A 12,710-nucleotide genomic window follows, 5' to 3' on the forward strand; every position below is an offset into this window, starting at 1 on the left:
AGGGAGGTAGCATGGATATTTACAGCAGCTTCGCGAACCGCTTCGAAAAAACGCGAGAGGAAGAATTCTCGCTGGAGGAGTATCTCGCGCTCTGCAAGAACGATCCATCCGCGTATGCTACGGCTGGCGAACGCATGCTGGCTGCAATCGGGGAACCTGAACACATCGATACCCGCATCGAGCCGCGCCTGTCGCGGATCTTTGCGAACAAGGTCATCAAGGTCTATCCCGCATTCCGTGAGTTCTACGGAATGGAGGAGGTGATCGAGCAGGTGGTGGCGTACTTCCGCCACGCCGCGCAAGGGCTCGAAGAGAAGAAGCAGATCCTTTATCTGCTAGGCCCGGTGGGCGGCGGCAAGTCGTCGATCGCCGAGCGTCTCAAGCAGTTGATGGAACGCGTGCCGTTCTATTCGCTGAAGGGCTCGCCCGTCAACGAATCGCCGCTCGGGTTGTTCGACTACGACGAGGACGGGCCGATACTCGAGGAACAGTACGGCATTCCGCGCCGCTACCTGAGGAACATCCTGAGTCCGTGGGCCGTCAAGCGCCTGCACGAGTACAACGGCGACATCCGCCAGTTCCGCGTCGTGCGCCGCTATCCGTCGATCCTGCGGCAGATCGCGATCTCGAAGACGGAACCGGGCGACGAGAACAACCAGGACATCTCGTCGCTCGTCGGCAAGGTCGACATCCGCAAGCTCGAGCAATATGCGCAGGACGACGCCGATGCGTACAGCTACTCCGGCGGCCTGTGCCTCGCGAACCAGGGCCTGCTCGAGTTCGTCGAAATGTTCAAGGCGCCGATCAAGGTCTTGCACCCGCTCTTGACCGCGACGCAGGAAGGCAACTTCAAGGGCACCGAGGGCTTCGGCGCGATTCCGTTCGACGGGATCATCCTCGCGCACTCGAACGAGTCGGAATGGAAGGCGTTCAAGAACAACCGCAACAACGAGGCACTGCTCGACCGGATCTTCGTGGTGAAGGTGCCGTACTGCCTGCGCGTGTCGGAAGAGGTCAAGATCTACGAGAAGCTGATCCGCAACTCGTCGCTTGCCGAAGCCGTGTGCGCGCCGGGCACGCTGAAGATGATGTCGCAGTTCTCGGTGCTGTCGCGCCTGCACGAGCCGGAAAACTCGAGCCTGTTCTCGAAGATGCAGGTGTACGACGGCGAAAACCTGAAGGACACCGATCCGAAGGCGAAGTCGTACCAGGAGTACCGCGACTACGCGGGGGTCGACGAGGGTATGACGGGCGTGTCGACGCGCTTTGCGTTCAAGATCCTGTCGCGCGTGTTCAACTTCGATTCGACCGAGGTCGCGGCGAACCCCGTGCACCTGATGTACGTGCTCGAACAGCAGATCGAACGCGAGCAGTTCCCGCCGGAAACCGAGCAGAAGTACCTGTCGTTCGTGAAGGACGTGCTCGCGTCGCGCTATGCGGACTTCATCGGCAAGGAGATCCAGACGGCCTACCTCGAATCGTATTCGGAATACGGGCAGAACATCTTCGACCGCTACGTCACGTATGCGGACTTCTGGATCCAGGATCAGGAATTCCGCGATCACGACACGGGCGAGAGCTTCGACCGCGCGGCGCTGAACGCGGAGCTGGAGAAGATCGAGAAGCCGGCGGGCATCAGCAATCCGAAGGATTTCCGCAACGAGATCGTGAACTTCGTGTTGCGCGCGCGGGCCGCGAACGCCGGCAAGAACCCGGTGTGGACGAGCTACGAAAAGCTGCGCGTCGTGATCGAGAAGAAGATGTTCTCGAATACCGAGGAACTGTTGCCGGTCATTTCGTTCAACGCGAAGGGCTCGGCCGAGGAGCAACGCAAGCATGAGGACTTTGTGAACCGGATGGTCGCGAAGGGCTATACGCCGAAGCAGGTGAGGCTGCTTTGCGACTGGTACCTGCGGGTACGCAAGTCGTCATGACCTGCGTCACGCAGCGCCCGTGCGGCCGGGCCGCACGGGCATCTTCAGAGACGCCGCCCGCATGACGGGAGATGGCATGTGCGGCGAGCGTCCCGCCATATCGACATTCGAGCGGGAGACCGGGCGTGCTTCATCAAATCATCGACCGCAGGCTAGCCGGCAAGAACAAGAGCATTGCCAATCGCGAACGCTTTCTGCGTCGCGTCAAGAACTACATTCGTCGCGCCGTGTCGGACGCGGTGCGCGACCGTAGCATCAAGGATATCCAGAGCACGCAGAGCATCACGATTCCGCGCAAGGACATCGCGGAACCGACGTTCCGGCACGGGCCGGGCGGACGCCGCGAGTACGTGCATCCGGGCAACGAGGATTACGTGCGCGGCGACAAGATCCCGCGTCCGCAAGGCGGCGCGGGTGGCGGCGGCAGCCAGGCCAGCAACGAGGGCGAAGGGCAGGACGACTTCGTGTTCGAGCTGTCGCGCGACGAGTTCATGCAGTACTTCTTCGACGATCTCGAGTTGCCGCGCCTCGTGAAGACGCACCTGCTGACGGTGCCGAGCTGGAAGAACGTGCGCGCGGGCTGGGCGGCGGAAGGCACGCCGAACAACATCGATATCGTGCGTTCGCTGAGGAGCGCGCTCGGGCGCCGCATCGCGCTCGGCTCGCCGCTCGTCAACGAGCTACGCGAGCTCGAAGCGCAGCTCGAGGCGCTCAAGCACGACACCGAGGATCGGCGAGCGGAAATCGCCACGCTCGAGGACCAGATCCATCACCTGAAGGGTCGCATCTGGAGGATCCCGTTCATCGACCCGTTCGACCTGCGCTACATCAACCGTGTGAAGCAGCCGCAGCCGTCGAGCCAGGCCGTGATGTTCTGCCTGATGGACGTGTCCGGCTCGATGGACGAGCAGCGCAAGGATCTCGCGAAGCGCTTCTTCATCCTGCTGTACCTGTTCCTCAAGCGCAACTACGAGCGCATCGAGGTGGTGTTCATCCGCCACCACACACGTGCGGAGGAAGTCGACGAGGATACGTTCTTCCATTCGACCGAAAGCGGCGGCACGGTCGTGTCGAGCGCGCTCGAGCTGATGCGCAAGGTGATGAACGAGCGCTACTCGCCGACTGAATGGAACATTTACGGCGCGCAGGCGTCCGACGGCGACAACTGGACCGACGATTCGCCGAAGTGTCGCAAAATCCTGGAACAGGATATCCTCACGAAGACGCGTTACTTCGCGTACATCCAGGTCGCGCCGGAAGAGCAGAATTTGTGGCTGGAGTACGCGCAGCTGATGCAGTCGCAACCGCATCTCGCGATGAAAAAAGTGGAATCGGCTGCCGACATTTACCCGGTGTTTCGCGAATTGTTCGAAAAGCAGGTGGAAACGTCATGACCACCCGCCATCTGCACAGCGAATCGCGCGGCTACGAGCCGCGTCGATCCGGCGGAGACACCGCTGGCCATGCCGCAACGCAGCAACGCGGCCGGGCCGAACCGTCGACGCCGTCCGCCGATATGCCCGGTGCCGGGCAGAAGGAAGCGCGTATGAACGTTGCCGATCGCAGGCCGCTGCCGTGTCCGTCCGACTGGACCTTCGAGCTGCTCGAGGAGTACGACACGCACATTGCGCAGGTCGCCGAGCAGTATGAGCTCGACATCTACCCGATCCAGCTCGAGCTGATCAGCGCCGAGCAGATGATGGACGCGTACGCGTCGGTCGGGATGCCAGTCAACTACCGGCACTGGTCGTTCGGCAAGCATTTCCTGTCGACCGAGAAGAGTTACCGTCGCGGCCAGATGGGTCTCGCGTACGAGATCGTCATCAACTCGAATCCTTGCATTGCGTACCTGATGGAAGAGAACACGATGACGATGCAGGCGCTCGTCATCGCGCACGCGGCATACGGGCACAACTCGTTCTTCAAGGGCAACTACCTGTTCCGGTTGTGGACCGATGCGCACGCAATCATCGATTACCTCGTCTACGCGAAGAACTACGTCGCCGAATGCGAGGAGCGCTACGGCCTCGACCGCGTCGAGGAGCTGCTCGATTCGTGCCACGCGCTGATGAACTACGGCGTCGACCGCTACAAGCGGCCGCAGAAGCCGTCGCTGTCGAAGGAAGCGGCGCTGCGCCGCGAGCGCGAGGCGTACATGCAGTCGCAGATCAACGAACTGTGGCGCACGCTGCCGAACAAGAAGCCCGAGCTGGCCGAGGAGCAGGAAGAGCGCTATCCGCCGGAGCCGCAGGAGAACCTGCTGTATTTCGCGGAGAAGAACGCGCCGCTGCTCGAGCCGTGGGAGCGGGAAGTGATCCGCATCGTGCGCAAGATCGGCCAGTACTTCTATCCGCAGCGGCAGACCCAGGTGATGAACGAAGGCTGGGCGACGTTCTGGCATTACACGCTGCTCAACACGCTGTACAACCAGGGCAAGCTGGCCGACGGCTTCATGATGGAGTTCCTGCATTCGCACAGCAACGTGATCTACCAGCCGCCCGTCACGAAGCCGTACTACAGCGGGATCAACCCGTATGCGCTCGGCTTCTCGATGATGAGCGATATCAGGCGGATCTGCGAAGCGCCGACGGACGAGGACTACAAGTGGTTCCCCGAGATCGCGGGTACCCCGTGGCTGCCGGCGCTGCACTATGCGATGCGCAACTTCAAGGACGAGAGCTTCATCGCGCAGTATCTGTCGCCGCACCTGATCCGCGAGATGCGGCTCTTCTCGGTGCTCGACGACGACATGCGCGATTCGCTCGAAGTGTCCGCGATTCACGACGACTTCGGCTACCAGTACGTGCGGCAGTCGCTGTCGCGGCAGTACGACATCCACCACCGCGAGCCGAACATCCAGGTGTGGGCGGTCAACACGCGCGGCGACCGCAGCCTCACGCTGCGCCACTTCATGACCGACAACCGGCATCTGTCGAACGACAGCGACGAGGTGCTCAAGCACATGGCGCGGCTGTGGCAGTTCGACGTATACCTGGAAAGCGTCGACGAGGCGGGCACCGTGCGCAAGCGCTACGAGTGCCGGTACACGCCGCCGGAGATCCGCCTGTGAGCGTGGCCGCGCGCGCGGACCCTGCATCGGACGCCAGCCTGCGGGCTGGCGTTTTCAATTGATGATGCTCAGGCCTGAGAAAACGCTTCGCCATCCGGACGAACCCCGAAAGCCCGTTACTGTGCATTTCGCTAGAATCCCGGGGCGCGATGCGCCGGAACCGGTGCCACGCACATCCGCGCGCGGTGGTTTCGCAGCCGCCACGTCCCAAAGAACTTACAAGGAACAGACCATCCCATGGACGTTCAGACCGACCAAGCCGTGCTGTCCGCGCACGATACCCGGCGGCGCGTGTTCGCCATCGTCGGCGCCTCATCGGGCAACCTCGTCGAGTGGTTCGACTTCTACATCTACTCGTTCTGCGCGCTGTACTTCGCACCCGCGTTCTTCCCGAGCGGCAACACGACGACGCAGTTGCTGAACACGGCCGGCGTGTTTGCGGCGGGCTTCCTGATGCGCCCGATCGGCGGCTGGCTGTTCGGCCGCATCGCCGATCGGCACGGCCGCCGCACCGCAATGATGATCTCGGTGCTCATGATGTGCGGCGGCTCGCTCGTGATCGCGGTGATGCCGACCTACGCGCAGATCGGCGCGTTCGCGCCGCTGCTGCTGCTGATCGCGCGTCTGTTCCAGGGGCTGTCGGTGGGGGGCGAGTACGGCACCAGCGCAACCTACATGAGCGAGGTCGCGCTGAAGGGGCGGCGCGGCTTCTTCGCGTCGTTCCAGTACGTGACGCTGATCGGCGGCCAGTTGTGCGCGCTGCTCGTGCTCGTGATCCTGCAGCAGACGCTGTCGAATGCCGAGCTGAAGGCGTGGGGCTGGCGCATTCCGTTCGTGGTCGGCGCGGCGGCCGCGCTGATTTCGCTGTACCTGCGCAAGTCGCTCGACGAGACGTCGACGAGCGAATCACGCGACAAGAAGGACGCCGGCACGATCCGCGGCGTATGGCAGCACAAGGGCGCGTTCTTCACGGTGGTCGGCTTCACCGCCGGCGGCTCGCTGATCTTCTACACGTTCACGACGTACATGCAGAAGTACCTCGTGAACACGGCCGGCATGCATGCGAAGACCGCCAGCAACGTGATGACGGTCGCGCTTCTGGTTTACATGCTGCTGCAGCCGGTGTTCGGCGCGCTGTCCGACCGGATCGGCCGCCGCACGTCGATGCTCCTGTTCGGCGCATGCTCGGTGATCGGTACGGTGCCGCTGATGCATGCGCTGAAGGACGTGCAGAGCCCGGTCGCCGCGTTCGTGCTGATCACGGTCGCACTCGCGATCGTCAGCTTCTACACGTCGATCAGCGGCCTCATCAAGGCCGAGATGTTCCCGCCCGAAGTGCGTGCGATGGGCGTCGGCCTGTCGTATGCGGTCGCGAACGCGATCTTCGGCGGTTCGGCCGAGTACGTTGCGCTGTGGTTCAAGTCGATCGGCAGCGAGGAGACGTTCTACTGGTACGTGACCGTGCTGTGCGGGATCTCGCTGATCGTGTCGTACCTGATGCGCGACCCGAGCAAGGAGGGGTATCTGCGTCACGAGCCGTGATCCGGCGCGCCGCGCTTCGGTGATACATGAACGGCGTTCCGCGCGATGCGGGACGCCGTTTTTTTTGAGGGGGCGGGCAGCCCGATGGCGCGAACCCGCGCAAGCTCATCGCGCCGCATGCGATAAGGATATCGAAATCGCTTTGTTGCCGGCGCTGGGCGATCCGCTTAATCTGAACCCGTAGTTCGTGTGACACCTCCTTGACTGGGATTCGCGCCCGCTGCTTGCAGTGGGCGTTTTTTTTGCGTGCATGGTGCGGCTGCCCGCTGAACGGTGCCAGCCGCCGGCGCAATCGTGCTACGCGTGCACGTTTCCTGCTGATTCCCGTCGCCCAATCCTCGCCCGTAACACATCTCTGGCCGCCGCACAACTTGCATATGCCACCTTTATTGGCGTGTCAAATGGCGACGCGGCAAACGAAATTATGACCTTCATTGGGATTCTGAAGGGATTTAGATTGCTTTATTAAGATCTGTCTTATTTTACTCCTTGGGTATTGGTGTTGATTTAGTATTTGTCGCAGATTTCATGATTACTGTTTGTTAAATCGCTTTCTCGGCAAAAAAATTCATGAAAATCACGCGTGGATTCGTTCGGTCGTCTGGTCAGTCGTGATATCCGAAAGGAACCCGTTCACATCGTCAGCGCTCGTGGGCGCGCTGGGCGGCCGTCAGCGTGCACGGCAGCAAGCGATCGACCCGCCGTGCGGCCGCGATGCAGCAGCAGGCAGGCGTAGTCGGGGATTCAAAAGGATCGCATATGAAAGTCTGCGATTACTTCGCTATCGAGCGGCTTTCGCGTGGGTGTGAAATCGACGCCAAATTTCAAACTTGTACTATATAAAAACGGGTTGACAGTAAATACAATTGCTTCGTCGTCGAATTCGGGGTGCGGTACTCGAAGTGCTTGTTTCCTGAATCGTCGGCCCGATTGATGCCAATCATGCTTCCAATTTCAGGAAAGAGACGGGGGCGTGGCTCGATCGGCGGTGTTTCAAGTCGAAAATCAATCCACATGGAAGCAGAGAAATGAAAAAAGACTTTGTTCGTTGCTGTGTGGCGCTCGGCATTGCCGGCGCTGTAGGGGTTCCGTCGCTGGCGCATGCGTACGACGGCCAGATCGACTTCACCGGCAGCATTTCGGATGTCACCTGCAACATCAACGGCGAGGCGCCCGGCCTGGGCAACCGGACGGAGGTTTCGCTCGGCGACCGGATCAGCCCGTCCGAGTTCACCACGGTCGGCTCGACGCCGAGGCCTGTCAAATTCGATCTGAAGATCGGCGGCAATGCGAACTGCACCAACGACACCAAGGTCGTGATCGACTTCGATCCGGCTTCGGTGAATATCAATACGGCGACCGGCAACCTGAAGCTCGTCGGCACGCACCCGGCAACGGGCGTAGAGATCCAGATCAGCGACGCCGGCAACGGCAAGAACAAGAAGATCTGGCTCGGCAAGCCGCAGAGCCAGGACGACGTCCAGGTGGCGACCGTCAAGAACAACACCGCGACGCTGTCCTATTCGGCCGCCTATGTCTCGACGGTCGCCAAGGATTCGATCACGACGGGTTCGGGTAATTCGTTCATCCGCTACTCGCTCGCGTACTACTGATCGTGATTTCGCTTACTCATGCCATGACGCCGTCAAGGCGTTTTCTCGGACTCGTCGCGACGGCCTGTATCGTGGCATGGGTCGCCTGCGCCTCGCCGGCGCAGGCGGCACTCGTGCTGCAGGGAACCCGCGTCGTCTTTCCCGAGCAGGCGCGCGACGTGACGCTGCGGGTCGAGAACACGGGCGACCGGCCCGTGCTCGCGCAGAGCTGGATCGATGACGGCCGGGTCGACGTGCCACCGGAGAAATTGCAGGTGCCGTTCATCGTCGCGCCTTCGGTCGCGCGTATCGAACCCGCGAAGAGTCTCGCATTGCGTATCACGCACATGCAGGAGCCTCTGCCTGAGGATCGCGAATCGGTGTTCTGGATCAACGTGCTCGAGGTGCCCACCGTCGACGCGGAAGAGGAGAACCGGCTGCGTTTCGCGTTCCGCACGCGCATCAAGCTGTTCTATCGGCCCACGGCGTTGCGCGAAGGCGCCGACATGGCTTCCGACCAACTGGTCTGGAAGCTGGCGTCGGCCGAACTGCGTGCCAACGGGCAGCACGGCGGCTCCAAGGACCTGGCGCTCGAGGTGTCGAATCCGACGCCGTATTACATATCGTTCGGCCTGGTCGAGAGCGATATTGGCGGCACGTACGTATCGGGCGGGGGCGGCATGGTCGCTCCGTTCGGGACCGCACGGTTTCCTTTGCCGGGCGTGACCGCACGCAAGCAGCGTCATGCGTCCGTGCGCTTCATGACGATCGACGATTTCGGCGGCCGAACGACAACAACCAGAGCGCTGGCCGACTGATCGATTCGGAGAAGCAGCACTGATCTAGGAACGACAGCGCATTTTCGAAACGCCGGCGAGCACAGCTCGAAACGTTTCGTCATCCATAATATCTCGGGTTTGCATGCGAAACTTAGCAGAATTTCCGTTGCCGGACGGACGACAATCTGCGTTCCGGTGTCGCCGCGCAGCGCATCCTCGCGCGATTGCCGCGGCGATCGCCTCCATCTTCACGCCGATGGCGATGGCGGGGACGATCTCGGGCACGGTGGCGGAAGCGAGGCCGAAGGCGGACGACACGATGTCGCGCGACGAGGTGTTGCACGACGACGCGAACCTCGTCGGGGCCTTGCCACGCGTCGCGTCGGCGCCCAAAACGGTCCGTTTCGACGAATCGATGATGATGTATGGTGCGGACAGCACGCCGATCGACACGAAGCCGTTCGAAAAGGCGAACGTCGTGACGCCGGGCCGTTATCGGATCGACATCGTCGTCAACGGGCAGTGGCGCGGCATCGAGGAAGTCACGTTTGAACGCGTCGACGGCAGCGAGAGTGCGCTGCCGTGCTACGACCGCGCATTGCTGCAGCGGGTCGGCATCGATCTCGAGCGGAGCGCGCGCGGCCAGGGAGACGACGCGACGCCCAACCCGATGCCCGACGGGCTCGTCTGCGACCCGCTCGTCCGCTACGTGCCGGGCGGCGAAATGTCGTTCGATGCGGCGGACCAAAAGCTGTACGTGACGGTGCCGCAGTTCTATCTGCGCCTGTCGACGGCGACGACCTACGTCGATCCGGCGAACTGGACGACCGGCATGCCGGCCGGCATGCTCAACTACAACGCGAACGTGTTCAACTCGCGTTCGCACGGTTACGACTTCGCGCAGCTGTACACAGGCCTCAATATGGGCCTGAATATCGGTGCGCTGCGTTTCCGGCACAACGGGAACCTGACCTGGTCGCGGTCCGGCGGCACGCGCTATCAGCGCGGCAACATCTACGCGCAGACCGACCTGCCGTACTGGCGGGCGCAGTTGCTCATCGGCGAAAGCTCGACAAGCGGCGCGTTGTTCGACTCGATCTCGTTTCGCGGCGTGCAGATCGAAAGCGACGACCGGATGATGCCCGACCTGCAGCGCTATTACGCGCCCGTGGTGCGTGGCGTCGCGCAGTCGAACGCGAAGGTGTCGGTTTACCAGCGAGGCTATCTCGTCCACGAGACGACCGTGGCGCCCGGCCCGTTCGCGCTCGACGACCTGCGGGTCATGAGCTATGGCGGCGACCTCAACGTCACGATCACCGAGGCGAACGGCGAGACGCGCAGTTTCGTCGTGCCGTTCGCGACGACGGTGCAACAGTTGCGGCCCGGCACGACCCGCTTCAGCGCGATGGCGGGGCGGGCGATCGACCTGGGCTCGAATATCGGCGAGCAGTACGCGGCGCAGTTCACGCTCCAGCATGGCATCAGCAACGCGATGACCGCCTATGGCGGCGCGGCGTTCGCGACCCGCTACCAGTCGGTGCTGGCCGGCGTCTCGCTCAACACGGCGATCGGCGGCATCTCGGCGGACGTGACCATGGCGCGCACCCAGCCGCACGGCGCCGAGCGGCTCAACGGCACGAGCGTGCGCGTGTCGTACAGCAAGAACCTGCCGAACAGCGGCACGAACTTCTCGCTGCTCGCGTATCGCTATTCGACGAAGGGGTTTCTGAGCCTGCGCGACGCGCTGCAGTTGAACACGCGCGACTGGCGGATCGACGACATGGGGCGCTTCTCGCGGATGCGCAATCGCGTCGACGTCAACCTGAGCCAACAGCTCGGGCGCGCCGGCAACGTCTACCTGAACGGCTCCGCGATCAGCTACTGGGCGCGCTCCGGGCAAACGCTCAGTTTCACGCTCGGCTACAGCACGCAGTGGCGCGACATGACACTGACCACGTCACTGCAGCGCGTGCGCAACGTCTCCTCCGGCCCCGCGGCGTTCGCGCGCGATTCGACCGCCACGCTCGGGAGCGTGAGCCTGTCGATCCCGCTTGGCCGCAATTCCCGTTACGCGCCGACGCTGAACCTGCTCACGACACACGACAGCCAGGCCGGGACCAGCGCGGCGACCGGGTTGTCCGGGCGCTTCGGTGCGGCGGGTGACGGTTCGTATTCGATGTCGGCGTCGTACGACGGCAACAACCGGAATACGTCCGGCAGCTTCGGGGTCGGCTACCGGTTGCCAGTCGCGACGGTTGCGGCGAACGTCAGCATCGGGAGCGGCTACCAGCAGACGTCGGCCAGCGCGGCGGGCGGCCTCGTGTTGCACCGCGGCGGCTTGACGCCCGGGCCGACGCTCGGCGAGACGATCGGCGTCGTGAGCGCGCCACATGCGCGCGGCGCGCGGATCGGCAGCACGAACGCCTACGTGAATCGATCCGGCTATGCGATCGTGCCGAGCCTCGTGCCGTACCAGTTGAACAACGTCGATCTCGATCCGAGCGCCGTGCCGGACGACGTCGAGCTGAAAGTCTCGACGCGCAGCGTCGCGCCGCGCGCGGGCGCGGTCGTGATGCTGTCGTACGACACACTGAAGGCGCGCGCGCTGCTGATCGATGCGACGCTGCAAAACGGCCGCCCGCTGCCGTTTGCCGCCCGCGCGTTCGACGCGAAAAGCGGCGCGCAGCTCGGCGTCGTCGGGCAGGGCAGCCGCCTGTTCATCCGCAGCGGCGAGGCCGACGGGCAGATTCAGGTGAAATGGGGCGATCGCCCGGATCAGCAGTGCGCACTCGACTACGCGGTGCCGTACGACCGTCTGGCGGATACCAATTACGTCACGCTCACGCGCGTGTGCCGTCCCGCCGCTTTGCTGCCGCTGGCGGGCGCGGCCGTCGCGGAGCCTTAAGCCGATGCGTGCCGCATTCCTTCGTTTTGCATTGCAGGTGCTCCGGCGTGCGGGCAATTCGTGCAACCGTCGCATACGCCGCTTCGCAAGCTGCTTTGCATGCCGTTCCACGCTTGCGGCGGCCGTCGCACTGGCCGTATCCGCGCTGCCGTGCGCCGCGGATGCCGCGCTGTCCGTCGTCGGCACGCGCTTTGTCTACGCGGGCGATGCGAGGGCGCTGGCGATCGCCGCGCGCAACCTCGGCGATGGGCCGATTCTCGTGCAGGCCTGGCTCGACGACGGGCGTGCGGACGCCGATCCGAGCGTGATGCGCGTGCCGTTCGTCGTGACGCCGCCGCTCGTGCGAGTCGAGCCGAAGCAGCGGCTGGCGTTTCGCGTGCAAGCGGTCGGGCACGAACTCGCGGCCGATCGGGAATCGCGCTACTGGATCAACCTGCTCGAAGTGCCGCCTTCCGCCGCGCACGACGACAACACGTTGCGCATTGCCTATCGGCTGAGGATGAAGGTGCTGTTCCGGCCGACCGGACTCGCCGGCACGCCGCAGGAAGCGCCGGACCGGCTGCGCTGGACGCTCGCGGCCGCGCAGCCGCAGCCGTCGCTCGTGGCGACCAATCCGACGCCGTACTACGTGACGCTGACGCGCGTCGAGATGCGCGGCGCGGCCGTCGCGCTCGCGGGCGGCGCGATCGACGTCGCGCCGTTCGGCCAGGTCGAGATTCCGCTTGGCACGCCGCCCGGCACACAGCAGGACGAGATCGTGTTCGACGCGGTTGGCGACAACGGCGTAGTGCGCACGCGCCGCGCGCCGCTCGCGCCGCCATGACCGCCGCGAAACGTTGCGCGTGAACGTTTGCAGTACCCGTGCTGCCCGGGATCGGCAGAGATTCA

8 protein-coding genes are annotated in these 12,710 nt (G+C 63.5%); all 8 read left to right on the forward strand.

Annotated features, from left to right (window positions below):
- Positions 1 to 11 precede the first annotated feature (11 nt).
- The 8 genes from DID96_RS03770 to DID96_RS03805 all read left to right on the forward strand — a co-directional run bounded on the left by DID96_RS03770 (position 12) and on the right by DID96_RS03805 (position 12,645).
- The gene (locus DID96_RS03770; protein WP_124597916.1) at positions 12 to 1,934 is read left to right on the forward strand and encodes a PrkA family serine protein kinase; all 1,923 of its coding nucleotides are present in this window, start codon (positions 12 to 14) and stop codon (positions 1,932 to 1,934) included.
- A gap of 125 nt (positions 1,935 to 2,059) precedes the next feature.
- A complete protein-coding gene (locus DID96_RS03775; RefSeq protein ID WP_124597917.1) occupies positions 2,060 to 3,328 on the forward strand; it encodes a YeaH/YhbH family protein in 1,269 nt (422 codons plus the stop codon).
- A complete protein-coding gene (locus DID96_RS03780) occupies positions 3,325 to 5,004 on the forward strand; it encodes a SpoVR family protein (protein ID WP_124597918.1) in 1,680 nt (559 codons plus the stop codon). The genes DID96_RS03775 and DID96_RS03780 overlap by 4 nt, the downstream gene beginning before the upstream one ends.
- Before the next feature lie 237 nt (positions 5,005 to 5,241).
- Positions 5,242 to 6,546, forward strand: coding sequence for an MFS family transporter (locus tag DID96_RS03785; protein WP_124597919.1), 1,305 nt, complete (start codon positions 5,242 to 5,244; stop codon positions 6,544 to 6,546).
- Positions 6,547 to 7,574: 1,028 nt separating this feature from the next.
- Positions 7,575 to 8,159 carry a fimbrial protein gene (locus tag DID96_RS03790; protein ID WP_124597920.1) on the forward strand — a complete coding sequence of 195 codons (585 nt, stop codon included), beginning with the start codon at positions 7,575 to 7,577 and terminating at the stop codon, positions 8,157 to 8,159.
- Between the two features lie 113 nt (positions 8,160 to 8,272).
- Entirely contained in the window at positions 8,273 to 8,956 is a 684-nt protein-coding gene (locus DID96_RS03795; protein ID WP_260463794.1) for a molecular chaperone, read from the forward strand.
- 223 nt (positions 8,957 to 9,179) lie between these two features.
- A complete protein-coding gene (locus tag DID96_RS03800; RefSeq protein WP_124597922.1) occupies positions 9,180 to 11,822 on the forward strand; it encodes a fimbria/pilus outer membrane usher protein in 2,643 nt (880 codons plus the stop codon).
- A gap of 4 nt (positions 11,823 to 11,826) precedes the next feature.
- On the forward strand, positions 11,827 to 12,645 hold the full coding sequence (locus DID96_RS03805) for a molecular chaperone (RefSeq protein ID WP_124597923.1): 819 nt from the start codon (positions 11,827 to 11,829) through the stop codon (positions 12,643 to 12,645).
- Positions 12,646 to 12,710 lie beyond the last annotated feature (65 nt).

Origin of the sequence: Burkholderia sp. Bp8963 (assembly GCF_003854275.1) — a bacterium.
Classification (GTDB): domain Bacteria; phylum Pseudomonadota; class Gammaproteobacteria; order Burkholderiales; family Burkholderiaceae; genus Burkholderia.

Bases quoted from the DNA above. Each gene is read 5' to 3' on its own strand.
- DID96_RS03770 (WP_124597916.1), top strand. From the start codon at position 12: ATGGATATTTACAGCAGCTTCGCGAACCGCTTCGAAAAAACGCGAGAG.
- DID96_RS03780 (WP_124597918.1), top strand. From the start codon at position 3,325: ATGACCACCCGCCATCTGCACAGCGAATCGCGCGGCTACGAGCCGCGT.
- DID96_RS03785 (WP_124597919.1), top strand. From the start codon at position 5,242: ATGGACGTTCAGACCGACCAAGCCGTGCTGTCCGCGCACGATACCCGG.
- DID96_RS03790 (WP_124597920.1), top strand. From the start codon at position 7,575: ATGAAAAAAGACTTTGTTCGTTGCTGTGTGGCGCTCGGCATTGCCGGC.
- DID96_RS03800 (WP_124597922.1), top strand. From the start codon at position 9,180: ATGGCGGGGACGATCTCGGGCACGGTGGCGGAAGCGAGGCCGAAGGCG.
- DID96_RS03805 (WP_124597923.1), top strand. From the start codon at position 11,827: ATGCGTGCCGCATTCCTTCGTTTTGCATTGCAGGTGCTCCGGCGTGCG.